Annotated in this window: 24 protein-coding genes and 1 tRNA gene; 16 read left to right on the top strand and 9 right to left on the bottom strand. The window is 66.9% G+C overall.

What is annotated here, in order from left to right:
- Positions 1 to 13 precede the first annotated feature (13 nt).
- Genes PIB44_RS03770 through PIB44_RS03750 form a run of 5 tightly spaced genes read left to right on the top strand, consistent with a single transcriptional unit; the run spans position 14 to position 5,592 of the window.
- Positions 14 to 409: a DUF6950 family protein gene (locus PIB44_RS03770; protein ID WP_278070460.1), complete on the top strand. Its 396-nt coding sequence runs from the start codon at positions 14 to 16 to the stop codon at positions 407 to 409.
- A complete protein-coding gene (locus PIB44_RS03765) occupies positions 409 to 4,533 on the top strand; it encodes a coiled-coil domain-containing protein (protein ID WP_278070459.1) in 4,125 nt (1,374 codons plus the stop codon). The genes PIB44_RS03770 and PIB44_RS03765 overlap by 1 nt, the downstream gene beginning before the upstream one ends.
- A gap of 15 nt (positions 4,534 to 4,548) precedes the next feature.
- The gene (locus PIB44_RS03760; protein WP_278070458.1) at positions 4,549 to 4,884 is read left to right on the top strand and encodes a hypothetical protein; all 336 of its coding nucleotides are present in this window, start codon (positions 4,549 to 4,551) and stop codon (positions 4,882 to 4,884) included.
- A gap of 46 nt (positions 4,885 to 4,930) precedes the next feature.
- Positions 4,931 to 5,308: a hypothetical protein gene (locus tag PIB44_RS03755; protein ID WP_003170423.1), complete on the top strand. Its 378-nt coding sequence runs from the start codon at positions 4,931 to 4,933 to the stop codon at positions 5,306 to 5,308.
- Positions 5,305 to 5,592, top strand: coding sequence for a hypothetical protein (locus tag PIB44_RS03750; protein ID WP_278070457.1), 288 nt, complete (start codon positions 5,305 to 5,307; stop codon positions 5,590 to 5,592). Before PIB44_RS03755 ends, PIB44_RS03750 begins: the two co-directional genes overlap by 4 nt.
- Here PIB44_RS03750 and PIB44_RS03745 read toward each other — a convergent pair.
- Complete coding sequence (locus PIB44_RS03745) at positions 5,589 to 5,792, bottom strand: hypothetical protein (protein ID WP_278070456.1); 204 nt, start codon at positions 5,790 to 5,792, stop codon at positions 5,589 to 5,591. The genes PIB44_RS03750 and PIB44_RS03745 overlap by 4 nt on opposite strands.
- Before the next feature lie 119 nt (positions 5,793 to 5,911).
- Between PIB44_RS03745 and PIB44_RS03740 the strand changes: the two genes are divergently transcribed.
- Together PIB44_RS03740 and PIB44_RS03735 are read left to right on the top strand one after the other, a co-directional pair.
- Positions 5,912 to 6,517, top strand: coding sequence for a peptidoglycan-binding domain-containing protein (locus PIB44_RS03740; RefSeq protein ID WP_278070455.1), 606 nt, complete (start codon positions 5,912 to 5,914; stop codon positions 6,515 to 6,517).
- Positions 6,505 to 6,888, top strand: a complete 384-nt coding sequence (locus tag PIB44_RS03735) for a hypothetical protein (protein WP_278070454.1) — start codon at positions 6,505 to 6,507, stop codon at positions 6,886 to 6,888. The genes PIB44_RS03740 and PIB44_RS03735 overlap by 13 nt, the downstream gene beginning before the upstream one ends.
- A 430-nt stretch (positions 6,889 to 7,318) precedes the next feature.
- Here the strand turns inward: PIB44_RS03735 and PIB44_RS03730 are convergent.
- Positions 7,319 to 7,395, bottom strand: a tRNA-Arg gene (locus PIB44_RS03730).
- Positions 7,396 to 7,679: 284 nt separating this feature from the next.
- Here PIB44_RS03730 and PIB44_RS03725 point away from each other — a divergent pair.
- Together PIB44_RS03725 and PIB44_RS03720 are read left to right on the top strand one after the other, a co-directional pair.
- The gene (locus tag PIB44_RS03725; protein WP_278070453.1) at positions 7,680 to 10,205 is read left to right on the top strand and encodes a helicase-related protein; all 2,526 of its coding nucleotides are present in this window, start codon (positions 7,680 to 7,682) and stop codon (positions 10,203 to 10,205) included.
- Entirely contained in the window at positions 10,202 to 10,477 is a 276-nt protein-coding gene (locus tag PIB44_RS03720) for an RNA-binding S4 domain-containing protein (protein WP_025978492.1), read from the top strand. Before PIB44_RS03725 ends, PIB44_RS03720 begins: the two co-directional genes overlap by 4 nt.
- A 131-nt stretch (positions 10,478 to 10,608) precedes the next feature.
- Here PIB44_RS03720 and PIB44_RS03715 read toward each other — a convergent pair whose 3' ends face one another.
- Positions 10,609 to 11,259 (bottom strand): YceI family protein, encoded by a 651-nt coding sequence (locus PIB44_RS03715; RefSeq protein WP_278070452.1) that lies wholly within the window; start codon positions 11,257 to 11,259, stop codon positions 10,609 to 10,611.
- Positions 11,260 to 11,427: 168 nt separating this feature from the next.
- On the opposite strand from PIB44_RS03715, the gene fdxA reads away from it, so the two are divergent.
- On the top strand, positions 11,428 to 11,769 hold the full coding sequence (gene fdxA / locus PIB44_RS03710) for a ferredoxin FdxA (protein WP_003166185.1): 342 nt from the start codon (positions 11,428 to 11,430) through the stop codon (positions 11,767 to 11,769).
- A gap of 308 nt (positions 11,770 to 12,077) precedes the next feature.
- Positions 12,078 to 12,620: a CarD family transcriptional regulator gene (locus tag PIB44_RS03705; protein WP_025978494.1), complete on the top strand. Its 543-nt coding sequence runs from the start codon at positions 12,078 to 12,080 to the stop codon at positions 12,618 to 12,620.
- Between the two features lie 75 nt (positions 12,621 to 12,695).
- On the opposite strand, the gene PIB44_RS03700 is transcribed toward PIB44_RS03705, so the two are convergent.
- Positions 12,696 to 13,181: a DUF3617 domain-containing protein gene (locus PIB44_RS03700; RefSeq protein ID WP_235599143.1), complete on the bottom strand. Its 486-nt coding sequence runs from the start codon at positions 13,179 to 13,181 to the stop codon at positions 12,696 to 12,698.
- Between the two features lie 229 nt (positions 13,182 to 13,410).
- Here PIB44_RS03700 and rpmB point away from each other — a divergent pair, with 229 nt between their 5' ends.
- The 3 genes from rpmB (at position 13,411) to PIB44_RS03685 (ending at position 18,897) form a co-directional block, all read left to right on the top strand.
- A complete protein-coding gene (rpmB, locus tag PIB44_RS03695) occupies positions 13,411 to 13,707 on the top strand; it encodes a 50S ribosomal protein L28 (RefSeq protein WP_003170390.1) in 297 nt (98 codons plus the stop codon).
- Positions 13,708 to 13,812: 105 nt separating this feature from the next.
- Entirely contained in the window at positions 13,813 to 15,510 is a 1,698-nt protein-coding gene (locus PIB44_RS03690) for a M1 family metallopeptidase (protein WP_278070451.1), read from the top strand.
- Positions 15,511 to 16,017: 507 nt separating this feature from the next.
- Entirely contained in the window at positions 16,018 to 18,897 is a 2,880-nt protein-coding gene (locus tag PIB44_RS03685) for a TonB-dependent receptor domain-containing protein (protein WP_278070450.1), read from the top strand.
- Between the two features lie 107 nt (positions 18,898 to 19,004).
- On the opposite strand, the gene PIB44_RS03680 is transcribed toward PIB44_RS03685, so the two are convergent.
- The 4 genes from PIB44_RS03680 to PIB44_RS03665 form a co-directional block, all read right to left on the bottom strand.
- Entirely contained in the window at positions 19,005 to 19,577 is a 573-nt protein-coding gene (locus PIB44_RS03680) for an HNH endonuclease (RefSeq protein WP_201105680.1), read from the bottom strand.
- A 137-nt stretch (positions 19,578 to 19,714) separates the two neighbouring features.
- Positions 19,715 to 20,113 (bottom strand): ASCH domain-containing protein, encoded by a 399-nt coding sequence (locus tag PIB44_RS03675; protein WP_278070449.1) that lies wholly within the window; start codon positions 20,111 to 20,113, stop codon positions 19,715 to 19,717.
- 21 nt (positions 20,114 to 20,134) lie between these two features.
- On the bottom strand, positions 20,135 to 20,797 hold the full coding sequence (locus PIB44_RS03670) for a trimeric intracellular cation channel family protein (RefSeq protein WP_278070448.1): 663 nt from the start codon (positions 20,795 to 20,797) through the stop codon (positions 20,135 to 20,137).
- A 60-nt stretch (positions 20,798 to 20,857) separates the two neighbouring features.
- Positions 20,858 to 21,511 carry a DNA-3-methyladenine glycosylase family protein gene (locus PIB44_RS03665; RefSeq protein WP_025978501.1) on the bottom strand — a complete coding sequence of 218 codons (654 nt, stop codon included), beginning with the start codon at positions 21,509 to 21,511 and terminating at the stop codon, positions 20,858 to 20,860.
- 44 nt (positions 21,512 to 21,555) lie between these two features.
- Between PIB44_RS03665 and PIB44_RS03660 the strand changes: the two genes are divergently transcribed.
- Together PIB44_RS03660 and gluQRS are read left to right on the top strand one after the other, a co-directional pair.
- Positions 21,556 to 22,689 (top strand): JmjC domain-containing protein, encoded by a 1,134-nt coding sequence (locus PIB44_RS03660; protein ID WP_278070447.1) that lies wholly within the window; start codon positions 21,556 to 21,558, stop codon positions 22,687 to 22,689.
- Positions 22,690 to 22,706: 17 nt separating this feature from the next.
- Positions 22,707 to 23,555: a tRNA glutamyl-Q(34) synthetase GluQRS gene (gene gluQRS / locus PIB44_RS03655; RefSeq protein WP_278070446.1), complete on the top strand. Its 849-nt coding sequence runs from the start codon at positions 22,707 to 22,709 to the stop codon at positions 23,553 to 23,555.
- A gap of 80 nt (positions 23,556 to 23,635) precedes the next feature.
- On the opposite strand, the gene PIB44_RS03650 is transcribed toward gluQRS, so the two are convergent.
- Positions 23,636 to 23,839, bottom strand: coding sequence for a cold-shock protein (locus tag PIB44_RS03650; RefSeq protein ID WP_003170380.1), 204 nt, complete (start codon positions 23,837 to 23,839; stop codon positions 23,636 to 23,638).
- Positions 23,840 to 24,016: the final 177 nt, after the last annotated feature.

The following is a 24,016-nucleotide window of genomic DNA, read 5'->3' as shown; positions in this document are numbered from 1 at the left end:
GCTGGAGATGCGGGTGGCTGCCACGAACGCCACCTTCGCCCGGTTCAACGGCCGGCCGTTGGTCCTGGGATCGACCGACTGCGCCCGGATGCTGGCGTTCCACCTGAAAGGCCTCGGCTTCAAGCCGTCCCTATTGAAGGCAGGCGCCTATTCCACGCCGGTCGGCGCGCGTCGCGCTTTGAAGAAGCTAGGCGTCTCCTCGCTAGCCGAGATTATGGATCAGCACTTCCCGCGCTGGGACGCTCCGGCTGAGGCTCGCACAGGCGACATTCTATGCGGTCCCGGTGCGGGGGGAATGGGGGACGCCATGGCGATCCGCCTTCACCGGAATAACGCTCTCGGTTTCCTTGACGGGGTCTGCGGCGAGGTTGTGATCCACGACTACGTGGCGGCTTGGAGGGTGGTGTAATGCCGCAGCTTCTCCCCGCCGCCGCCGCCTGGGCTGCTACCGCTTGGACTTCGGCGGTCACGGTCACGGCTACGGCGCTCGGCGCCGTCGGATCCGTGGGTGCGCTCGGCATGGGCGGCACATACGCGCTGGCCGGCGCCATCGTGAAGGGCGGCGTGATGCTGGGCTTATCCGCAGCCTCAGCGGCGCTGCTGCGTCCCAACACGCCGTCCAGCGGCACCACGCTCGACTTCAAGCCCGACCCCAAGGCCCCGGTCCGGGGCGCCATGGGCTACACCGCGCTGGGCGGCAACAAGGTCTTCCAAGCGACCTGGGGCTACAAGAACGTCGCGCTGTCGCTGGGCGTTGCCCTGTCGCTGGGACCGATCGATCAGGTTCCGCGCTTCGAGGCGGACGGGGCGACCGTCACTTTCAGCGGCCCGCAGAACGAGGCGACCGGCTTCTACGCCGCCGACATGTGGCAGCGGACGACGCTGGGCTTCCCCGGCGATGCGGCGCTGCTCCCGCCGACGGGACTGAAGTACGGCAATCCCGGCCTGACCGGCTGGGGCACGCAGCACGCCGCGCCGCAGACCGCTTTCTCCTTCTGGACGATGGTGCTGGCGAAGAACCCGGAGGACCGGGATGTCTTCACCAACGGCGTGCCTGATCCGCGTTGGATCGGCCGCTGGATGAAGCTGTGGGACCCGCGCAAGGACTCGACCTATCCGGGCGGCAATGGCCCGCAGCGCCGCGATGACTGGCGGACGTGGGAGTGGAGCGAAAGCCCCTATGTACACGCCCTGGCCTGGTGCCGCGGTCACTTCAAGCTCAACCTGGACGGCTCCATCGACCGCACGAAGCGGATCGCAGGCATCGGAGCGCCGGACAGCGCCATCGACATTCCGGCCTTCGTGGAAGGCGCCAACATCGCCGACGCGAACGGCTGGACGATCTCGGGCGAGTGGTCGACGGGCGACGGCAAGTTCCAGACCCTGCTGGCCATGCTTCAGGCGGGCGGCGGCGAGCCGATCAGCCGCGGCGCGCAGATCAGCGTGCTGGTCAACGCCCCGCGCGTCGCGACCTACACCTACACCCGCGACGACCTGATCGGTCAGGCCGAAATCCGGCCGCTGACGCCGCGCCGCGAGCGCAAGAACACCATCATCCCGCGCTACAAGTCGGAGGCGAACGGCTGGCAGTACGTCCCGGCCGGCGAGGTCACGTCTTCCATCTATCGCGACGAGGATCGGGGCGAGCCGCGCTCGCTGGAGATCGAGTACACCCACGTCCGCAACGCCAAGCAGGCGGGGCAGCTGGCCGCCTATGACCTGGCCAACCTGCGCGAGGGTCTGACGGCGACCCTGCCGTCCAAGGTCCACCTGATGCACGTCCATCCGGGCGCATGCATCACGGTGGACGTGCCTGAACTTGCGCTGGCTGGTCAGAAGTTCATCGTCCGCCGCGCCACGACGAACCATCAGGCCGCGAGCGTGACGCTCGAACTGCGCTCCGAGAGCGACGGCAAGCACGCGTGGGCGCTGGGTCAGGCTGCGCAACCGGCACCGTCGCCCAGCCTGTCGGCTGTCGATCCCAAGTACGTCCCGCCGCCCGCTGCGGAAGACTGGACCGTCCTGCCGAAGCCGCCGGGCGACGGCGGCGTGTCGCAGCCGATTTTCGTCATTGAGGCGCCGGTCGAGACGACGGACATCGTGGCTGTCATCATCAAGCACGGCCCCACCGCCTCGGGTCCCTGGACCGATGGCTATGAGGGCTCGCCGCGGGCTGATGGGCGGTATGAGGTCGCCGGGCTGACGCCGGGTCAGACCTATTGCGTTTCGCTCCAGTACGTCGCGAAGAACGGCGCCAAGAGCGACCCGTCTATCAAATGCGGGTTCGTGGCGGGCGACCTGATCGCGGGCGACATCACCCCGACCGCCCCGACCATCGTCAGCATCCGCAGCGACATCGAGGCGGCCTTCGGCGACATCTTCAACGTGTCGGAGCTGGTCGGGCAGACGCGCGCTGATCTGGAGGCGGCGGACGCGCAACTATCCAGTACGCTCGGGCAGACGCGCGCTGATCTGGAGGCGGCGGACGCATCCCTCTACGGCAACATAGTGGTCCTAGATAATCGGGCTGGCGTTCTGGAGACGCAGACACAGAGCCTGGAGACCAATAAGGCGTCGGTCGCATCCCTGAACGCACAGATCGTCCGCATCAACGATGTCGAGGCTGTCAACGCGACGCAGGCTCTCGCACTGGTGGACCTCGAGAACGGCAAGGTCTCACTCAGCGAATACGACACCTTGAAGGGGGAGGTGGCATCAGCGCGTGACGGATCGCCTTCGCTTCTGGGTAAAATCCAGAGCCTTAAGGCCGTCGATCTCGACCTCCAGCAAAATAAGGCCAGCGTACAGGCCGTCTCGGCGCTTGGGGTGCGAACGGAGAGCCTTGAGGCCGATATCACGGGCCTGCAACAGGTCACCGCCGATCTTGAGGCCAGAAAGGCCACCTCGGAAGCCCTGAACGCACAGCGACTGCGCATCAACGATGTCGAAGCTGTCAACGCGGCTCAAGCGCTGGCGCTGGTAGACCTTGAGAACGGCAAGGTCGCACTCAGCGAATACAGCACCCTCAAGGGGGAGGTTCTGGCCGCTCGCGAGGGCGCGCCGTCTCTGCTTGGTCAGATTCAAAGCCTGAAGTCTGTCGATCTAGACCTGCAGAACAACAAGGCCAGCGTCGCCTCCGTCGATGCCTTGGCCGCACGGACGGCGCACACCGAGGCCGACATCATTGACCTTGAAAACGCCCTGGCCAATGAGACGACGGCGCGGGCGGAGGCTGTCGGCCAGCTTACGGCCCGGTCGACACATAAGCCCAACCTCATCGATAATCCGAGCGGGGCCGGCGCGTTTAGAGGCTGGATCAAGGAGGGCAGCCCGGCGTCCTATGTAGATGACGACCGTCTGGCAGGCCGGATTTTCGTCGTCTACGGCTATATGGTCTCGCAGGTCTATCCTGCTTCGCCAGGCGATCAACACAGCCTCGGTTTCGTGTCCTCCCCTTTGGGCGATGGCGGTCACGTCCGCCTGCAGTATGTGACGCCGGGCGGGTTCGTGGATGCGGCGCCAGTTCCTTCGGGCGCGGGCGGCTATGATGTCCGTCGCCGCTCTACGACGCCCTCAACGGCCCCGGCAGGCGCCACGGGATTCCGCGTGGTTGTCGTGCCGCCTCCGGGCGGCGTACTTCCGGTGTGGGCCATAAAGGTCAACTTCGGTTCCGTCGCGACGGACTTCTCGGATGACTACTCCGCCACAGTGCTGGCCGCGACGGTCACCGAGCAGTCCCTCGCCATCATCGACCTGGAGAACCAGAAGGCGCTGGCGTCCTATGAACTGCTTGCCAACGCGTCCGGTGGCCTGCCTGCCTTCCTCCGGCTTGTGTCATCCACGGCGGGTGGGTACGCAGCGCTCGCAGCCCCGGTCGTGGCGCTGCTGAATAGCATCCCCGGCGGCGACCCGCTGGTCGCTATGCAGGCCATTGGGGGAGAAGTGTTCTTCCCCCGTCCCGTCTACGTGGACCTAGGTGGTCGCCGCCTTATCGTGGGTCCGGGCAACGGATGGGTGCTCTGGTTCGGCCCTGACACTATCAACGCGGCATCCGCGACGCGCACGAACGGATATTTTTCGTTTGGGACGGACGGCGAGGTCTACCGAGGATCGAAAATCCTGGGCGGCGAATCGTCTGGCCGCAAGATCATCGACTTCTCAGGTCGGGCGACATCGGGAACGTCTTACACGCTCCTCGCGTCTGGGGCGGTTTCGAGCGCTGCGGCGGGCAACATCGTTCAGGCCGTTGTCTCGCCATCACTGTTCATGATCTCGCCCGCAGGATCGACCACGGCTGGCGGCTTCCTCCAGCTATGGGAGCAGGATGCCGCCGGGCGATCGAACATCGGCCCCGCCGTGCCCTTCTTCGCCAGTTCGGAATCCGGCACGTTCGACGCCAAGCCACTGCTGGGCGCGGCTACGAAGAGCGGAGCCGTGACCTACGGGGTCGACTGGCGAGCCGACTCCCCCGGCACCGTGAACGTCAGCAACGCGGCGGGCCAGATCGACATCACCGCACTGCGCCCCCTGTAACCAAAGGAACAACCAATGACCGAACTGACCGACGCCGAAAAGCTGGCCGCCGCCGAGGCCGCCATGTCCGCAGCCGCCGAAGCGGCCAAGGCCGCGCGCCTGCCATCCGCCAGCGCTGCCGTGGCCTTGCTGGAAGGAAAGGCCGGGACCGCCTTTCTGTCTGACCTGAAGGCCGCCATCGCCGCCAGCGTAGACGACCTCCCTCGCCCTCTCGGCACGCCCGGCGCAGAAGGCACGAAGCAAATGCTCCAGCGCATCGTGACGTCGATGGAAAGCGGCCTGTCCGCCGCTCAGGCGCGTGTCCAGGCGTTGCAGCCGACGCCCGCACCTGAGGCTGCCCACGAAGACTGACGAACCCGGTTCGTCCCTACCCACAACCCATCGCGTAGGAGCCCGCATGTCCGCTGGCGACGAGATCATCACTCCGGTGACCAAGCCGGAGGCCGTCAGCATGGCCGAAATTCATGCCATGCGCGGTCTGACCGACGCGGTGTCAGCTCTTGGCCGTCAGGTCGAGCGGATGAACGCCAAGGTCGATGACGTGCGCGAGCGGGTCATCAAGCTGGAGGCGCGCGAATATGAGCGCCAGATCGAGGCCCTGAACGACCGCCTGTCGGCCGCCTTCAAGCGCATCGACGACCTGGAGGGGACGCGGGATCAGCAGAAGGGCGCCAAGGCCCTGGTCGATTGGCTGCGTCAGACCGCGCCGTGGCTTCTGGCTGGCATCGCCGCCTTCGTCGCGGGCATCAGCATTAAGAACGGAGCTGGAGCATGACTGACACCCCTATCCAGCCGCCCGCCACCCGGCTTGAGCGCATCAAGAGCTTCATCGGCGATCTGGCCAGGCCGTTCGCCATCATCGCCACGTCGTTCGCCGCGTCCTGGGCCACCATCGTCATCGCTTATCGGGTCGAGAACGGGAACGACGGCGCCATCTTCATCGGCGGCGTCTTCGCAGGCGTCGGCGCGCTCTACATCGGCAAGGCGTGGGAGGTGGCGAAGACCGGCAAGCAGTCGGCCGATGTCGAGATCGCCAGGGCGAAGACAGAGGCCAGCTAGACCGGAACAACCAGGATCGACCGGTCCTCCACGAAGTTTGCAATCACTTCCTTATCTACGCCCGCCTTTCGCGCCAGCGCGACCGCATAGGCTGCCTCTGACCTCCAGGCGCGCGTTGTAACGCCCCCGGCTCGCTCCCGCTCGATTGCCAGGGTGGCGATCTGATTATGCGCTTGGCGTTGGGCTTCGGCGTCGCTCATGGCGGTCTCCTTTGGACTGACCGCAAGATTACCCCGCTCTCGAAGAGCGTTGCACACCCCCTGTTCCGGTGCCCAGTCGCCGCCGCCCAACCCCCACAATCTGAACTGGAGACCTCGCCATGAGCATCATGAGCGACGACGACTTCGTGCGCCTGTTTCAGCGGACGTTCGGGCTGACAGAAGACGGCTGGGCCGGGAGGGACACGGAGGCCAAGCTGCGTGAGTTGGCGGCCTTGGCCGGCGCCACATTGCCGTCCGTGCCAGCCAGCGAGATCCCAGCCGATTACTGGCCAATGCTGTCCAAGATCGAGAGCGCCGACCGCCCCTATGTGCAAGCGGCATCGTCCAGCGCGTCCGGCCTGTATCAGTTCATCCGGTCGACGTGGATTGGCGAGGGAGGGAAATGGGGGCCCACGCTGCGCCCGGCCTTCGGCGGCCTGAAGCCATCGCCAGAGGAGCAGCTTGCCCGCGCCAAGACCTTCACCGCCAAGAACGCGGCGGTGCTGAAGGCGAAGGGCATCCCCATCAACAAGGCTTCGCTCTACGCCGCGCATTTCTTCGGCGCAGGCATGGCCGCCAAGGTGATCGGGTCGGACGTCAACGCTCGCGCTGACCTGATTGCCGGGCCGGAGGCGACCAAAGCCAACCCCTCGATCCTGCAGGGCAAGACCGTCGGCCAGTTCCTGACCTGGCTGCACAAGAAGACCGGGGAATGGGCGCGATGATCCGCCTGCGCGACATCACCGCCACCGGCTGGCTCGCCGTCGCTTGCCTAGCGCTCGCTCTGATCCTTCTGACCACGTGCGTCGCCGATGACCGCCAGAAGGCCGCTGACAGGGCTCGGCAGTCAGACGCAGGCAAGACCCTGGCCGAGGGCCGGACGGCCGCCGCGCAGGACGCCAGCGCCATTCGCGACCGGGCCGACGTCCGCGACCAATCCACCGCCTCCATCGTCACCCAGGCTGAAAAGGAAATCCGCCATGCGCCTGATCGCAATGCTGCCGCTGATGCTGCTCGCCGCAGGGTGTGCCAGCTCTCCGATTACCGTGATGCACAGTGCGCCGTGTTCCGCACTGATCCCGGTCGGGTGGACTGAGCCTGTCCCGTCCGCCGCCCTTCCGCCGGAGCCCTCCGACGAGCGGGATTGGATGGCGTTCGGGGTGGCGCAGACCGGCGCCCTGCGGACAGCCAACGGCCGAACGGCGGACGCGATCGGGATTGTGCGGGCGTGTGAAGCGAGGGACGCCCAGGCCGTCGAGCGAATAGGACGGCCGTGGTGGGCTCGCTTGAGGCCGGGGTAAACCATTGAAGTTGTTCCGTTATGGGATATCCCATCTCGGAAGCGCCCAGCGTCGAGCCTCAGGCTCCGCTACGCCCCGTCGCCCTACCGGGTGGCGGGGCTTTCTTCGTTTCAGGACGGCGGCGTGAACCGCTAACCAGAAGTGCCGACACGCGGGTAAATTGTGGGGCAGACCTGAACGGCCGTCAGGATTTCACCCCGAAAACAACATCTTATTCCAAAACAATGGCGACCCCGGGAGGACTCCAACCTCCGACCTCGGCTTTAGGAAAGCCTTGCTCTATGCAGCTGAGCTACGGGGCCACGCGCGTCTGCCTAAAGGAGGTTGAGGCGTCAGGGAAGCCCCTGCGAAAACGGAGCGCTCGGCGACGATCGCGCGAGGGTTCGGCGTTGTGGTTAAGGCGCGTTAAGCTACTATCCCTAGTAGGGAACAAAGCCTGAATCGGTGAACGTCGCCGATTCGGTCATGATTCGTTTCGCCCGTGTTCCAGGGCGCGGTAAGGTTCCGCTTACCATTCCTCGCTTCCGCTTTCTTCCTGTCGGTCCCGCTTGTGCAAGCGGGCGGGGTTCGCCACCTTGGGCGGGTCATGAGCGATCGGTCCGCAGGCATGGCTCCATCGCGCGTCACGGCGATCCTGGGCCCCACCAACACTGGCAAGACCCACCTGGCGGTGGAGCGAATGCTGGGCCATGGCTCGGGCATGATCGGCCTGCCGCTGCGGCTGCTGGCGCGCGAGATCTATGAGCGGATCGTCAAGCGGCGCGGGGCGGCCTGCGTCGCCCTGATCACGGGCGAGGAGAAGATCGTCCCGCCGCGCCCCGCCTTCTTCGTCTGCACCGTCGAAGCCATGCCGCTGGAGCGCTCGGTCGATTTCCTGGCGGTGGACGAGATCCAGCTGGTCGCCGACCCCGAGCGGGGCCACGTCTTCACGCAAAGGCTGCTGCACGCGCGCGGGCGGTTCGAGACCATGTTCCTGGGCGCCGGGACGATGGCGCCGCTGATGCGGTCGCTGGTTCCGGATGCGGAGATCGTGACCCGCGAGCGTCTGTCGACGCTGTCTTACGCCGGGTCGAAGAAGCTGACCCGCCTGCCCCGCCGCAGCGCCGTCGTCGCCTTTTCGACCGAGCAGGTCTACGCCATCGCCGAGCTGCTGCGCCGACAGAGGGGCGGGGCGGCCGTAGTCATGGGCTCGCTTTCCCCCCGCACCCGCAACGCCCAGGTCGAGCTGTTCCAGTCGGGCGAGGTGGACTTCCTGGTCGCCACCGACGCCATCGGCATGGGGCTGAACATGGACGTGGACCATGTGGCCTTTGCGGGCCTGCGGAAGTTCGACGGGCGGCGCACGCGCTGGCTGCACGCCGCCGAGATCGGCCAGATCGCCGGGCGGGCCGGGCGGCACCTGCGCGACGGGACCTTCGGCGTCACGGGCGAGGCCGAAGAGCTGGACGAGGATCTGGTCGAACAGGTGGTCGAGCATCGCTTCGATCCGGTCGAGGCGGCCGAATGGCGCAGCGGGCGGCTGGACTTCGACACCCTGCCCGACCTGCTGCGCTCGCTGACGCTGACGCCGGACCGTCATGGACTGCGGTTGACGGCCCAGGCGTTGGACGAAACCCTGCTGCGGCGCTTTGCGGTCGATGAGGACGTCAGGAAGATCGCCCGCTCGCGCGGCGCCCTGATGCGGCTGTGGGAGGCATGCCAGCTGCCGGACTTCCAGAAGACGACGCTGGACGAGCATGCCCGCCTGTCGAAGGAGATCTTCACCGCCCTGACCAGCCGACGCGGGCGGCTGACCGAGGACTGGGTGGCGCCGCGTTTCAACGACCTGGACCGCGACGACGGCCAGATCGACCAGCTTTCGGCGCGGCTGTCGGGGGTGCGGACGCTGAGCTACATCGCCAACCGGCCCGACTGGATGGCGGGCGCGCAGGAGTGGCGCGACAAGACCAAGGCGCTGGAGGAGCGGCTCAGCGACGTGCTGCACGAGCGGCTGACGGCGCGCTTCGTCGACCGGCGCACGGCGGCCCTGATGCGAGCGCTGCATGTGCGCTCGGACGTGCTGGCGGGCGTGGCCGACGACGGCGAGGTGACGGTCGAGGGCGAGGTGGTCGGCCATCTGGACGGGGTGCGCTTCACCGTCGACGCGGGCGGCTCGGCCCTGGCCGACCGGGCGCTGCGACAGGCCGCGACGCGCGCCGTCGGGCCCGAGGTGGCGCGGCGGCTGGGACGACTGGCGGCGGACGAGGACGCGGCCTTCGGCGTCACGCCCGACGGCGGAGTTCTGTGGACCGGGGCCCTGACCGGCCGCATCGTCAACGAAGACCCCTTCTCGCCACGCGTGCGGCTGCTGGGCGAGCTGGGGCCGGCGCCGGCGCGCGAGCGGGCCGAGCGGCGCATGGAGGCCTGGCTGGCGGGCGAGGCCGGACGCGCGCTGAAGCCGCTGAAACGGCTGCGCCATGCGATCGAGAGCGGCGCCCTGACCGGCCTGCCGCGCGGCCTGGCCTTCCGCCTGATCGAGGCGGGCGGCCTGATCCCCCGACGCGAGGTCGAGCGCGACCTGGCGGCGCTGAGCCAGCATGAGCGGCGCACGCTGAAGACCTTCGCCATCCGCGTCGGCGCCCATTCGGTCTGGCTGCCGGGCGTGACGAAGCCGCGCGGCGCGGCGCTGGCCCAGGCCTTTCTGCCCCGCGAGGCGGCCAACGGCCTGGCAGGCGAGGGCCTGCTGCCCCTGCCGGAGCCGGCGCCCTCGGCGCGCGCTCTGTCCGCCTTCGGCCGACGCGCGGTCGACCGCTGGACAGCGCCGGTCGAGGCGCTGGAAGCTCTCGCTGACGCGGCGCGGGCGGCGGGCAAGGAGCCGCTGTCAGCAGAAGCGCTGGATGCGCTCGGCTGGACGGCGGATCAGGCCAAGGCGATCCAGGCCGCCCTGCGTACGCCGCGCGCCGAGCGGGCGCCGCGCCCCGGCACGCCCACGCCGCCGCCCAAGGATTCGCCCTTCGCCGCCCTCGCCCAGCTGACCCAGCTGGCGCGCCCGGCCCCCTCAGCCACGCCCAAGACGGCGCGCAGACCCCGGCGACGCCCCCGCAGAGCGGCGGCCGGCAAGACCGCCGAATGAGCGTGGAGAGCTGTCGCATCGACCTCTGGCTGTGGCGGGCGCGCTTCGCCAAGACCCGCAGCCTGGCCGCCTCTATGGTCGAGAAGGGCGCGATCCGGCTGACGCACAACGGCGTCCAGACGCGCCTCGACAAGCCGAGCCGCAGCGTTCACCCCGGCGACGAGGTGCTGTTCGCCCAGGGCGGGCGGCTGGTCGCCGTGCGCGTGGTGCAGACGGGCGAAAGGCGCGGCCCGCCAGAGGAAGCGCGCGCCCTGTATGAGGCGCTGGACTAACCCCTCTCCTCCCCCTTCCATGGGGAGGTGGATCGGCGGCGCAGCCGACGAGACGGGGGGGCCGCCTCCTAAAGCGCAGAAGCCCCTCCACCGCTACGCGGTCCCCCTCCCCATTCCATGGGTAGGAGAACTCAGCCCTGCGGCTTCACGAACTCGCCTTCGATGTGCAGCTTCACCTCGTCGCCCAGCGCGGGCAGGCCGAAGTTGATGCCGAAGTCGGACCGTTTGATCGTCGCCTCGCCGTCGAACCCGGCCTTGTAGCCGCCGCGCGTCGGACCAGCCTGATTGAACTCGACCTCCATCACGACCGGGCGGGTCACGCCGCGCAACGTCAGATCGCCGTGAACCGTCGCCTCGCCGGGCTCGTCGGCGTCGATCATGATCCGCGTCGATCGGAAGGTGGCGACCGGATGGTTGGCGGTGTCGAAGAAATCCGCCGTCTGCAGGTGTTTGTTCAGGCCGTCGGAGTTGGACGCCACGTCCGTCAGCGGAATGTTGGCGGTCAGGGTGCTGGCGGACGGATTAGCAGGATCCAACTTCAGCTCGGCCTGCACGTTCACGAACTGACCGACATAGGTCGAGAAGCCCAGATGATCGACCGACCAGGTGATCTTGCCGTGCGCGGAATCCAGCTTGTAGTCGCCAGCCTGCACTTCGGCCGGGACCTTGGTCATGGCGGCCTGGGCGACGACCGCGCCGCCTGTCAGCAGGCTAAGCGCCACGCCGGCGGCGCCGAGGCGGCCGAGAGCCGAGCGAGGGATGAAACCTTGATTGAAAGTCATAGGGCTGCCTCCAGGAAGATGATGATTCGGCGTTGGCGAAAGGAAGCGCGGCCCGGCGCCGTCGGGCCTGAACAGCGTTGCAACAGCGCCGTCGGTTGACAGTTGGTTCCGTCGGGGCCATGTGCCCGCCCTCGACCTCCTCGCTGCCACAGGCCCGCCCGAAACGCCATGACCTACATCGTCACCGACGCCTGCGTGAAATGTAAGTTCATGGACTGCGTCGAGGTGTGTCCGGTGGACTGCTTCTATGAGGGCGAGAACTTCCTGGTCATCGCCCCTGACGAGTGCATCGACTGCGGCGTGTGCGAGCCCGAGTGCCCCGTCGACGCCATCGTCCCCGACACTGAGGACGAACCGGACGGCAAGTGGCTGCAGGTCAACGCCGAATACGCCAAGGTCTGGCCCAACATCACGGTCAAGGGCGTCCCCCCAGCGGACCGCGAGCAGTACGAGCGCGAAACGGGCAAGTTCGAGAAGTATTTCAGCCCCAAGCCGGGCAAAGGCTCCTAAGAACGCGCCACATTGCAGTCACAATGTGCCAGTCGTCGCCGACGGCCCTGTGGATGTTTTGAGATTTCCTAATTTTATGATAGGTTCCTCCCTATTCGAAACGGGCGGTACCGCAAGTCTGCGCGCCGCCCGCATTTACGACAGAACCTCGCCGCGAGGACGGGGTCGGCCAGAGGTTCGGTGATCCTTTTTCGCGTCTGACAATACCACCTCCGCTCAACCGCCCGGCTCGTTGCCCGGCGGACGGGCGGATTTTGCTTTGAAAGACACGGCGGAGATCTCGCCCTTCGGTTCGGGAAAGGAATGACATGACGAGCAAGACCGGTCTGGAATTCAAGGTTGGCGATGCGGTGGTCTATCCCGCGCACGGCGTCGGCAAGGTCGCCGCGATCGAGACTCAGGAAGTCGCCGGCATGGCGCTCGAGGTCTACGTCGTGACCTTCGAGCACGAAAAAATGACCCTGCGCGTCCCGACCAAAAAGGCCAAGACCGCCGGTCTACGCACCCTGGCCGCCGACGACACCGTGTCCAAGGCCCTGACGACCCTGAAGGGCCGCGCCCGCGTCAAGCGCACCATGTGGTCGCGTCGCGCTCAGGAATATGAAGCCAAGATCAACTCGGGCGACCTGATCTCGATCGCCGAGGTGGTCCGCGATCTGCACCGCGCCGACACCCAGCCGGAACAGTCCTATTCGGAGCGTCAGCTCTATGAATCGGCTCTGGACCGCATGGCCCGTGAAGTCGCCGCTGCGAACAAGATCGACAAGGACGCCGCCATGGCTCTGCTGGGCAAGTCGCTCAGCGCCAAGAAGCCGGTGGCTCCTGCGGCCGAAGAGGCTGAAGCCGCCTGATCCAAGGCGCCCGCCGATAATGAAAAAGGCCCGGCTGCGACGCCGGGCCTTTTGTTTTGGGTCGAACCGCTGAGTTTAGAAATACTCCGCACCGGCCGGGCATTGGGCGGCCAGCCGCCGCGCTGTGATGCTGGCGGGGATGTAGGGCGTCCCGCGCGCCAGCTGGGCGCCACCGTTGAAGCGGAAGGCCTGCTCCTCATAGGTCCCGTTCAGACGCACGTTGATGCGCCGGCCCTTGCGATCCTGACAGCTGCCTTCAAAGCGGGCCTTGCCGTCGCCGACCTCGCGCGTGGGGTAGGTGCAGCGCCATTTACGCGTCGACAGGCCGCCGAAGAAGCGGTTGATCTCGCTGGGACGAACGCATTTCTGCTCGGTGTCGCGAGCGCCCATCACGCTCGTAGTGTATTCCCAATAACCGGGCAGGACCTCGGATTGGGCGGCCGACTGGGCCTGGGGCGCCGACGCGGGCGCGGCCAGCATAACAGCGCCCGCGACCATGGGGGCGGCGACGGCCATCAGCTTGGCCAGGTTGGGCAGGGTCTTCATGGATTTGCCGTTCATGGGACTCATCATGGGGTTCTCTATATAGTCAGGGCTTGAACGGCTGCTGAACGAAGGTGATCCCTCGCCTTCACAATGACTCGACGCGTACTGCGCCACGACTCCGGCCTTGACGCCCGACGATTCATTCCTCTATACGGCCCCCTCTCGCGCAGGCCTCCTTGGCTTGCCGCGCCCCTGTTTCATGCGTCCGCGCCGGTATTGCGGATGTGACCTTGAGGATCTTCAGATGTCGCGTCGCTGCGAACTCACCGGTATCGGCCCCATGGTCGGCAATCACGTGAGCCACTCCAACATCAAGACCAAGCGTCGTTTCCTGCCGTCGTTGAAGACGGTCAAGGTTCAGTCGGACGCTCTGGGCCAGACCTTCTCGCTGCGTATCTCGAACGCCGCGCTCCGCACCCTGGACTTCAAGGGCGGCCTGGACGCCTTCATCGTCAAGGCGCGCGACGAGCAGCTGTCGATCGCCGCCCTGCGCATCAAGCGTCAGGTCCGCGCCAAGCTGGCCGAGCAAGCCGCCGCCTGATTGGCGTCAGCTGACGGATTTTGAAGAGGCCGGTGGAAACACCGGCCTTTTTCTTTTGCGCGCGCTCCCGCTACCCTCACGGCTCGTCCTGCCGGAGCCTCAGCCTTGCGCCCTTTCGCCGCCCTTATCCTGACCTCGGCCCTGCTGTCGTGGCCCGCTGTCGCGCAGGAGGCCGCGCGCGAAACCTCGGCCTTCACCCTGTCCAGCGGCACGCCGCGCACGCCTGAACAACTGGCCCTGCGTTTTGACAATGCGGACCTGTCCTTCAAACTGCTGCCCGAGACGCAGTCGCTGGAAGGCGTCGCCGTTCTAGACTTCACCGCCACAGCGTCGACAGCGGCGGTCGTGGTCGAGTTGGACGCCGTCTTCGCCATCGCCGCCGTCACCGTGGACGGTCAGGCGGTCGCCGACTGGTCCAACCCCGAGGGGCGGCTGACCATCCCCCTGCCCCGCCCTCTTAAGACCGGGGAGACTGCCAGCGTCCGCATCGCCTATGCCGGCCGCCCGCATCAGGCCAAGCGCGCGCCCTGGGACGGCGGCTTCGTCTGGACGACCACGCCCGACGGCCAGCCGTGGATCGCCAGCGCGGTCCAAGGCGAGGGCTGCGATCTGTTCTGGCCGTGCATCGACCATCCGCAGGGCGAGCCGGAGCGGGTCGACCTGCACATCACCGTCCCCTCAAGCCTCAGCGCCCCCGCCAACGGCCGCTTTCTGGGCAAGAGCGACAACGGCGACGGCACGACCACCTGGAACTGGACGACGCGCCAGCCCGACACCTACGCCATCAGCCTGAACGTCGGCCCCTATGTGGAGATGGCCGCCGACTATCAAAGCCGGTTCGGCAATGTGATTCCCTTGCGCTTCTGGCGCCTGGCATCCGCTGATCCGGCCAAGGCGCAGCGCCTGTTCGACGAGTTCCCGCAGATGCTCGACTTCTATGAGGCGACGATCGGCCCCTTCCCCTTCGGCAACGAGAAGATGGGGGTGGTCGAGACCCCGCACCTGGGCATGGAGCACCAGACCATCAACGCCTATGGCAACGGCTATAAGCTGGACGGCAAGGGCTACGACTGGCTGCTGCAGCACGAACTGGCGCACGAATGGTTCGGCAATCAGCTGACCAACGCCGACTGGGACGACATGTGGCTGCACGAAGGGTTCGGCACCTATATGCAGCCCCTCTACGCCCGCTGGCTGAACGGCGAGCGGGCCATGCAGGCCGAACTTCAGACCATGCGGCTGACCCTGGCGAACCGCTTCCCGGTCGTGTCCGGCCAGTCGCAGGACGCGGCGACCGTCTATGACGACAAGACCGGCCCGGCGCTGGATCTCTACTATAAGGGCGCGCTGATCGCCCACACCCTGCGCCTCTACATCGGCGACGACGCCTTCTATGAGAGCCTGCGCCGCCTGGTCTATGGCCGCGCCGATCCCAAGCCGGGGAACTTCCAGCCGCGCTACGCCACGACCCGCGAGTACATGGCCATCGTCAATGAGGTGACCGGCCGCGACCTGGGCTGGTTCTTCGACGCCTACCTCTACCAGGCCGCCCTGCCCGACCTTGTCATGTCGCGGCAGGACGATCAGGTCACTCTGGAGTGGAAGACCGGAAACGGCCGCCCCTTCCCCCTGCCGGTCGAGGTCGAGGTGGACGGCGAGCCGCTCGCCTTGCCCATGACCGACGGCCGCGCGACCTTCACCGCCCCCGAAAGCGCGCACATCCTGCTGGACCCCGGCTCGAAATTACTGAGACGGTTAGAATATCTGGAGGCGTGGAAAGTCTCGCAGGCGAAGACGAACTAGCGCCTGCGCGACACTCGCACCGGCCAGGGCGCCCGTTGTCCTGCCTTGAGCAGGACCTCCAAGCGCGCCAGGCTAGCTGCGCCGCTTTGTCGAAAGACGGCGGATGTGAGTTCCCATCGTCCCCAATCCCACGACAGGCTCGACGCACGCCTGTCGCCTCCAGGCAGTTTACCGGGGCTAGAGCGATCCGTCCTTCTTGCGCCGCCGCACGGGCCGCCACCCGCGCGGGCCGCCAGAATGTGGCAAATGTGTCAAAGCGACGAAAATAAAGCGCAAAAAAGGCAAGACTCGACTTCTGGACCTAAACATGGCTTTTTCCGGGCGCTGCCATATGGCTATAGCTAAGCTCACGTCGACGATTGTGACGTACGGTAGCGGCCCAGGCTGGGGAAGAACCTTCAGCAATAATGGGCGCGCGTTCTTCAATGGGGGCCTCTTTTGAAAAAGAGATTTATGCGCGAGCAGTTGCTCGCAACGACAATAATCGGGGGAGCTGCGCTGGGCTTCATGGCGGCCACGCCTGTCATGGCGCAATCGGTCAGCGAGGAAGTGTCCGAGGTCAGCGCGATCGTCGTGACCGGCTCGCGCATCCGCCAGCCGGGCTATGAGGCGGCCAGCCCGATCTCATCGGTAGGGGCCGAAGAGATCGCCCTGGAGCAACCGGTCGCGGTCGAAGAACTGGTCAAGGACCTGCCGGCCGCCGTTCCGGCTGTCGGTTCGGCCACCAACAACGGCTCGGGCGGCGGCGCGACCATCAACCTGCGCGGCCTGGGCACCAACCGTACGCTGGTGCTGATCAACGGCCGCCGCGTGGTGCCGTTCAACCTGGCCGGCGTCGTCGACACCAACACCATCCCGGTGGCGCTGGTCGAGCGCATCGACGTCGTCTCGGGCGGCGCCTCGGCCGTGTACGGCGCTGACGCCGTCGCCGGCGTCGTCAACTTCATCCTCAAGGACAACTTCGAAGGGGTGGAGTTTGCTTCATCCTACGGCATGTCCGAAGAAAACGACGCCATCCGTCGTAAAGTCGATCTGACCATCGGCGGCAACTTCGCCGACGACCGCGGCAACGCCGTCGTCAGCTTCGGCTACACCAAGACCGACCCGCTGTATCAGGATCAGCGTCCGTGGGGCCTGGTCGCGCGCTCGTCGAACACTGGCGCTCCGCTCGGTTCGGGCACCTCGGTCCCCGGCCGCTTTGGCGTGACGCCCGTCGCTGGCGGGACACCGCTGCCGTCCGGCGCCGAAATCAATCCGGCCACTGGCGCCCTGATCGGCGCGGGCTCACCCGGCTACAACTCGGCGGGTTATAACTACAACCCGTTCAACCTGTATCAGACGCCGCTGAGCCGTTATCAGATCAACGCCCTGGGATCCTACAAGATCAGCCCCGCGGCCGAGGTCTACAGCCACCTGACCTACGTCCAGAGCGACGTGTCCCTGGACAACGCTCCGACCGGGACGTTCGGCAACACCTACAGCGTGCCGATCGGCAACCCGCTCATCCCTGAACCGATGCGCCAGCAGCTCTGCGCGGCGCGCGGCATCCCGGCCGCCAGCTGCGTCCCCGGCGCCGCCGGTTCCACCATCGTTCCGCTGACCATCAACCGCCGCTTCACCGAGATGGGCAGCCGCCCGGTGGACTATGAGAACAAGACGGTTCAACTGCTGGCCGGCATCCGCGGCGACATCGGCGCCAGCTGGAACTACGACGTCTACGCCTCGCACGGCGAGACCGAGCAGCTGGTGACGCGTCGTGACTGGGGCTCGCTGTCCAAGCTGCGCAATGCGCTGAACACGACCTCGGCCACCCAGTGTATCGCTCCAGGCACCACCACCCCGGTGGCCGGCTGCGTGCCGATCAACGTCTTCGGCGCCGAAGGCTCGATCACCCAAGCGATGATCGACTACATCAACCTGGCCTCGATCAATAAGACCTCGATCGACCAGGATGTGATCTCGGGCTCGATCTCGGGCGTCCTGCCTGAGCAGCTGAGCAGCCCGTGGGCCGCCCGCCCGATCGCGACGGCCTTCGGCCTGGAATGGCGTCGTTCCGGCGCCGCCACGCGCGCCGATGCTCCGTCCCAGATCAACGGCGAAGTCCTGGGCACCGGGGCGCCGGTTCCGGATCGTGAAGGCCAGTTCGAAATGCGCGAAGCATTCGCCGAACTGTCGATCCCGCTGGTCGAGAACCTGCCCTTCGTCCAGAGCCTGAACCTGGAAGCGGGCTACCGCTACACCGAGTTCGAAGCCTCGGGCGCCAAGACCGACTACGGCAGCTACAAGATCGGCGGCGACTGGTCGCCGATCGAGGACGTCCGCGTCCGCGCCATGTTCCAGCGCGCCACCCGCGCCCCGAACATCGGCGAGCTGTTCAACCCGCAGGTCACCGGCCTGAGCAACCTGGCCGTCGACCCCTGCCAAGGCGCCAGCATCAACGCAGGCCAAGCCACCTCGGCCGGCACGCTCAGCAACCTGTGCCGTCTGACGGGCGTTCCGACCGCAGCCGTCGGCTTCGTCGCGCCGCCGAACTCGGGCCAGGTCAACGTGCTCACCGGCGGCAACCCGAACCTGGGTCCGGAAGAAGCCGACACCTGGACCATCGGCGCCGTCTGGCAACCGGCCTTCGTGCCGAGCCTGCGTCTGAGCCTGGACTACTACGACATCAAGATCGACAAGACCGTCAGCAGCAACAGCGTCAATGACGTCATCCAGGGCTGCTACAGCACGGCTTTGAACCCGAGCCTGACGTTCAACGAGTTCTGTCAGCTGATCGGCCGCAACACGGCCAACGGCACGCTGAACGGCGTTGAATCCCCGGGCGTGGCCCTGCTGCTGTCCAACCTGGGCAATGAGCGGGTGTCGGGCTTCGACCTGGCGGCCAACTATCGCGTCGAACTGTCGGACTACGGCTTCGGCGACGTCGGCCGGATCGACCTGAGCGTCAACGGCAACATCGTCACCAAGAACGAGAGCCAGGCCACCCCGTCGTCGATCCTGCGCGACTGCGTCGGCTTCTACTCGACCTCGTGCGGCGAGCCGCGCCTGAAGCAGCGTTGGACCAGCCGTGCGACCTGGTCGCTGGGCGACTACGCCGCCTCGCTGCAGTGGCGTCACCTGGACGGCGCCGTGGTCGAGCCGGGCACCGGCAACTGGTACGCCCCCTACGCCAAGATCGACGCCTACAACTACTTCGATCTGACCGCGCGTTGGGACCTCACCGAAACCGTGCGCTTCACGGCGACGGTCAACAACCTGCTGAACGAGGCGCCCCCCGAGGTCGGCTCCAACATCGGCACCACGGCGTCCAACAACGGGAACACCTTCCCGCAGACCTATGATGCGATTGGCCGCTACTACACCTTCGGCCTGCGTCTGAAGTTCTAATCAGAACGAAGGTCAAACAGGGCGACGGGAAGCATTCGCTTTCCGTCGCTTCTGGAGCTGAAAACTTCAAGGCTCGCCTCGGCGGGCCTTTTTTCATGCCGCCCGGCCTAGGGTTCCAGCTCGATGTCCCAGTAGAGATAGTCGAGCCAGCTCTGGTGCAGGAAATGCGGCGGGAAACGACGTCCCGCCTGTTGCAGCTGCCAGGCGCTGGGCTGGTGGGCGGTGCGGCGCAGGGGCATCTGCGCCTGGCCGGGCGTGCGGCCGCCCTTCTTCAGGTTGCAGGGTCCGCAGGCGGCGACGATGTTCTGCCACGTCGTGCGCCCGCCGCGCGAGCGCGGGATGACGTGATCGAAGGTCAGGTCCTGGGACGTGCCCGGCTCGCCGCAGTACTGACAGGCGAAACCGTCGCGCAGGAAGACGTTGAAACGGGTGAAGGCCGGCTTGCGGTCCTGGTCCACATAGGACTTCAGGCAGACCACGCTGGGGAGCTGCATCTCCAGCGACGGGCTGCGGACGACCTTGTCATAGGTGGCGACCACGTCGACGCGATCCTGCCACACGGCCTTGACCACCTCTTCCCAGGGCCAAAGCGACAAAGGGAAGTAGGACAAGGGCCTGAAATCGGCGTTCAGCACCAGGGCTGGAAAGCCGGACGGCGGACGGGTCAGGACCTGCATCAGGCCCTCCCGCAGCTACGGGGGGTTATCGACGCGACAGGACTGAAGACACGTCTCCTTCCTTGGTCTGATGGCGAAACCCTACGCCTGATTCTCCCGCATCGCCATGACAGATACGGCGCGTTTTCGTGACGCGGGGGTCAGAACTCCTCGACCAGTTCAAAGCGTTCGCAGACCACCTTCATGCCCGGCGTCCAGGTGCCTTCGCGGCGGAAATAGGCCTCATGGGCGTCGCGCCACCATTCGTAGCTCAGGTCGCCCTCCCCCTCGGCCCGGGCGAAGTCCTCGCTAACCTGCTCGAAGGGCATGATCTCGACCTCGGTCGTACGGATCGCGCAGCGAGGAACGCCGGCGCCGTCCAGAATGACGCTGACCTCGCCCACGGTCGGCATGATGTCGGCCTCGCACGACGCCAGCGACGAACAGGTCGCGCGCTTGCCGCCGGCCAGCACCAGGGTCAGCAATTCATCAGCCAGTTCAGGGCTGTCGCCAAAGGGCCAACGGGGCGCGGCTGCATAGGCGGCAGGAAGGTCTTTCATCTGCGTTCTCGTCAGTTGGGTTCAATATCGCGAAGCGGCGGTTGGGAAGGCGGGCAGGCTCCAGCCCCATTTCAGAGCGCCGGCCCGCACGCCGAACCCGGCCACGACAGCCACCGCCACAGCGGGCCATGTGGGAAGGCTCACGGCCTTCAGCCCGACGAACAGGGCCGCCGAGACCAGGGCGGCGGTGATGTTCAGCTCGCGCCGCAGCAGGATGGAGGGCTGGTGCGCCAGCACGTCGCGCACAATGCCGCCGAAACAGGCTGTCAGCACGCCCATGACGATGCAGATCAACGGCGTCACGCCATAGGACGCCGCCTTGGCCGCCCCCATGACGCCATAGGCCGCCAGCCCGACCGCATCCAGCCACAGCAAGGCCCGGAACCGCCACGAGCGCGCGCCCAGCAGCCAGAAGCCGACCGCCACCGCCAGACAAACCGCCACATAGACCCAGTCATGCACCCAGAAGACCGGCGCCCCGATCAACAGGTCGCGCAGGGTGCCTCCGCCCATGCCGGTGACGGCGGCGAAGAAGGCGAAGGTCAGAACATCGTGCTTGGCCCGAGACGCGGCCAGGGCGCCGGTCGCGGCGAACACGGCCACGCCCGCGAAATCCAGCAGCGGCAGCACCGCAGCCGGACGAACCAGGTCTGCGCCCGCGATCGGCTCCAACATCGTCATCATCCCCAGGGCGCCGCCCGGCGCCGTCTTCGGGGTCGCCCCCAGCCTTCATGAAGACGAGGATCAGGCGCCCTCGTCCAGCGCGATTTCGCCGCGCCGAACGCCACCATACCACCCCCAGAGCAAATGCGCCGCCACCGCGCGATGCGGCCGCCAGATCTCGGCCCGGGCGTAGGCCTGTTTCTCATTTGGACGGTCCTCGGCGCGGTCCGCCCAGCGCATGGCCTCCTGCAGGGCCACGTCGCCGCCGGGGAAGACGTCCTGTCGCCCCTCGCAGAACATCAGGAAGGTCTCGGCCGTCCACCGCCCCACCCCCTTGATGGCCACAAGGGCGGCGATGGCCTCGGCGTCGTCCAACCGCTCCAGATGGTCGAAGTCGATATGACCCTCGGTCTGGGCGCGGGCGATCTCATGGCCGTACTTCGCCTTCTGGCCGGACAGGCCGAAGCTCCGCAGCGTCTCGACATCGCGCGCCAGAACCGCCTCGGGCGTCACCTGCCCGTCCAGCCCTTCGACCACCCGTCTCCAGATCGAGGCGGCGGCCGCCACCGAGACCTGCTGCTCGACGATCATGCGGAACAGGCCCTCATAGCCGCCGGGCCTCAACCGCCATTCAAACACGGGCGTCGAGGCGTGGGCGCGCGCCAGGGCTGGATCGGCGGCGGCCAGAGCCTCGCGTGCGGCGGCGACGGAGGCGGGAGACGGAGCAAGGGCCATGGGATCGTATCGACAGAAAAACGGCGCCGCTTTAGCATCGCGCCATGCGTACCTTGGACGATCTTCTCCACCCGATCACGCCTGATCGTTTCTTCGCCGAATTCCACGGCCGAAAACCGCTGCATATCCCCGCGGAAGCAGGCGCCGCCAAGCGGGCCCTGCTGGACTGGTCGACGTTCAACGGCCTGCTGAACCAGCCCTCGATCTGGACGGCCCAGAGCCTGAAACTGGTGCAGAACACCCAGCCCGTGCCGCCCGAACGCTATTGCCGCACCGTCCAGACCCAATCCGGGCCGGCCTTCCGCCCCGATCCGGCCAAGGTGGCGCTGTTCGTCGCCGAGGGGGCCAGCCTGATCGCCGGCGACGTGCAGGATCTGACCCAGCCGATCGCCGAACTGTCCTCGATCCTCAGCCGCACCTTCGCCGCCAGCGCGGGCGCCAACATCTATTGCTCGTTCAAGGGGGTGCAGGCCTTCGGCGCCCATTTCGACCTGACCGATGTCTTCGCCGTCCAGACCGAGGGCGAGAAACTGTGGCGCATCTATGAGAACCGCGCTGACGCCCCGGTCGAGATGCCGTCCGACGTCGGCGACATGCGCCGCTGGTTCGACCAGACCAAGGGCCGCCTGCTGGCCGAGGTGATGATGCGGCCGGGCGACGTGCTCTACTTGCCGCGCGGCTGCTACCACGACGCCCTGGCCCAGGACGCGGCCTCGCTGCACGTCACCTTTTCCATCGCCGCCTTGCATGGCCGCATCCTTTTCAACCTGCTGGAACAGGCCGCCATGCAGGACCCCGCCTTCCGGGCTTATCTGCCGCCATCCGGTCAGGACGGCGGGCGCGCCCTGCAGCAGCACCTGGCGGGCCTGGGGCAGAGGCTGGCGCAACTGGCCGCCTCATCCGCCTTCCGCGATGAGATCGCCATGGCGCAGGAACGGCTGACGCCGCGCGCCCACCGCTTCACCCTGCCCCATCGCGAAGCGCTGACCCGCTACAGCCGCACCGCCATGACGGCCCCCGCCTACGCCGGGCCTGTGGCCCACGCCATGCACTGGGCGCTGTCGCAGCACGTCTTCAGCCTTGAAGATCTGATCGCCCAGTTCGACTTCGTGTCCGAGGCCGACATCCGCGCCGCCGTAGATCAGGCGGAGAAGGCAGGAGCGTTGAAGCGGGTCTGACCCGTTTCGCCGACGCCATGTTCGTCACCCGTTTCGCGCCTTCACCCACCGGCCGCCTGCACAAGGGCCATGCCTTCTCGGCCCTGACGGCCTGGCGGGCGGCGAAGGATGCGGGCGGGCGCTTCCTGCTGCGGATCGAGGACATCGACCCGACGCGATGTCGGCCCGAGTTCGAAGCCGGGATCTACGAGGACCTGGCCTGGCTGGGGCTGGACTGGGAGACGCCGGTGCGGCGCCAGTCCGATCACCTGGCCGACTACGCCGCCGTGGTCGAGGCGCTGGACCGGCGCGGCCTGCTCTACCGCTGTTTCCGCACCCGCAAGGAGATATTGGACGCCATCGGCGATGCGCCCCACGGCCCGGCAGAGGCCGCCCGGCCTGGCCCGCACCCAGCCGAAGAGGAAGCGCGTCTGCTGGCGGAAGGACGCCCCTTCGCCTGGCGGCTGTCGCTGGATCGCGCCAGGGAGGCGCTGGGCGGCGCCGCCTGGGACGGCTTGAAGTTCATCGAGGAAGGCTTAGGCCCCGACGGCGAAACCGGCCGCATCAAGGCGCGGCCGGAGACGGCGGGCGACGTGGTGCTGGCGCGCAAGGACGCCGGGACGGCCTATCATCTGGCGGTGACCCACGACGACGCCCTGCAGAAGGTCAGCCATGTCATTCGCGGCCAGGACCTGTTCGAAGCGACCCATATCCAGCGGTTGATCCAGGCCCTGATGGGCTGGCCTGCGCCCGTCTATCGACACCACCGCCTGCTGGCCGGGTCGGACGGCCGCCGCTACGCCAAGCGCGACCGCTCCGTCACCCTGGCCGAGTTGCGGGCGAGCGGCCTGACGCCGGATCGCCTGCGGGCGGAGCTGACGCCATGAGTTCACGGCAAGCGCCCAACAAAAAAGACGCGGAGGTCGCCCTCCGCGTCTCTTCGTAGAATCCTTTAGGATTCTTGGCCTTAGAGAACCTTGAGGTCCACAGCCGAGGTCTTGCCGCGCTGGGTTTCCAGCTCGTATTCGACCTTGGCGTTTTCATCGAGGCCCACCAGACCAGCCTTCTGAACGGCGGTGATGTGGACGAAAACGTCCGAGCCGCCGGTGTCGGGTTGAATGAAGCCGAAGCCCTTGGTGGGGTTGAACCACTTGACCGTGCCGGTCGCCATATTGCGTCTCCGTAAACGCGCTTTTCCAGGCGGACGTCCTTGCAGGATCGCCCGTCAGCCCATCTGGACAAGCTCGTTCAGGCGAAGGAGCAAGACGCGGGTTTGGACCCCACGTGAAATCCGGACTGCGCCGATGTTGTCACCCGACTATCCACAGCGGTCAACTGTAAAGCGAAT

The sequence above is a fragment of the Brevundimonas sanguinis genome (assembly GCF_029636725.1).
Taxonomy (GTDB): domain Bacteria; phylum Pseudomonadota; class Alphaproteobacteria; order Caulobacterales; family Caulobacteraceae; genus Brevundimonas; species Brevundimonas sanguinis.
The sequence above is the reverse complement of the archived record's forward strand: the minus strand, read 5'-3'. Positions and strand labels throughout refer to the sequence as shown.

Excerpts from the sequence above, each read along its gene's own strand:
- fdxA (WP_003166185.1), top strand. The coding sequence starts at position 11,428 with ATGACCTACATCGTCACCGACGCCTGCGTGAAATGTAAGTTCATGGAC.
- PIB44_RS03725 (WP_278070453.1), top strand. The coding sequence starts at position 7,680 with ATGAGCGATCGGTCCGCAGGCATGGCTCCATCGCGCGTCACGGCGATC.
- PIB44_RS03745 (WP_278070456.1), bottom strand. The coding sequence starts at position 5,792 with ATGAGCGACGCCGAAGCCCAACGCCAAGCGCATAATCAGATCGCCACC.
- PIB44_RS03750 (WP_278070457.1), top strand. The coding sequence starts at position 5,305 with ATGACTGACACCCCTATCCAGCCGCCCGCCACCCGGCTTGAGCGCATC.
- PIB44_RS03765 (WP_278070459.1), top strand. The coding sequence starts at position 409 with ATGCCGCAGCTTCTCCCCGCCGCCGCCGCCTGGGCTGCTACCGCTTGG.
- gluQRS (WP_278070446.1), top strand. The coding sequence starts at position 22,707 with ATGTTCGTCACCCGTTTCGCGCCTTCACCCACCGGCCGCCTGCACAAG.
- PIB44_RS03700 (WP_235599143.1), bottom strand. The coding sequence starts at position 13,181 with ATGAACGGCAAATCCATGAAGACCCTGCCCAACCTGGCCAAGCTGATG.
- PIB44_RS03705 (WP_025978494.1), top strand. The coding sequence starts at position 12,078 with ATGACGAGCAAGACCGGTCTGGAATTCAAGGTTGGCGATGCGGTGGTC.
- PIB44_RS03720 (WP_025978492.1), top strand. The coding sequence starts at position 10,202 with ATGAGCGTGGAGAGCTGTCGCATCGACCTCTGGCTGTGGCGGGCGCGC.
- PIB44_RS03650 (WP_003170380.1), bottom strand. The coding sequence starts at position 23,839 with ATGGCGACCGGCACGGTCAAGTGGTTCAACCCCACCAAGGGCTTCGGC.
- PIB44_RS03670 (WP_278070448.1), bottom strand. The coding sequence starts at position 20,797 with ATGATGACGATGTTGGAGCCGATCGCGGGCGCAGACCTGGTTCGTCCG.
- PIB44_RS03760 (WP_278070458.1), top strand. The coding sequence starts at position 4,549 with ATGACCGAACTGACCGACGCCGAAAAGCTGGCCGCCGCCGAGGCCGCC.
- PIB44_RS03665 (WP_025978501.1), bottom strand. The coding sequence starts at position 21,511 with ATGGCCCTTGCTCCGTCTCCCGCCTCCGTCGCCGCCGCACGCGAGGCT.
- PIB44_RS03735 (WP_278070454.1), top strand. The coding sequence starts at position 6,505 with ATGGGCGCGATGATCCGCCTGCGCGACATCACCGCCACCGGCTGGCTC.
- rpmB (WP_003170390.1), top strand. The coding sequence starts at position 13,411 with ATGTCGCGTCGCTGCGAACTCACCGGTATCGGCCCCATGGTCGGCAAT.
- PIB44_RS03675 (WP_278070449.1), bottom strand. The coding sequence starts at position 20,113 with ATGAAAGACCTTCCTGCCGCCTATGCAGCCGCGCCCCGTTGGCCCTTT.
- PIB44_RS03740 (WP_278070455.1), top strand. The coding sequence starts at position 5,912 with ATGAGCATCATGAGCGACGACGACTTCGTGCGCCTGTTTCAGCGGACG.
- PIB44_RS03755 (WP_003170423.1), top strand. The coding sequence starts at position 4,931 with ATGTCCGCTGGCGACGAGATCATCACTCCGGTGACCAAGCCGGAGGCC.
- PIB44_RS03660 (WP_278070447.1), top strand. The coding sequence starts at position 21,556 with ATGCGTACCTTGGACGATCTTCTCCACCCGATCACGCCTGATCGTTTC.
- PIB44_RS03715 (WP_278070452.1), bottom strand. The coding sequence starts at position 11,259 with ATGACTTTCAATCAAGGTTTCATCCCTCGCTCGGCTCTCGGCCGCCTC.
- PIB44_RS03685 (WP_278070450.1), top strand. The coding sequence starts at position 16,018 with ATGGCGGCCACGCCTGTCATGGCGCAATCGGTCAGCGAGGAAGTGTCC.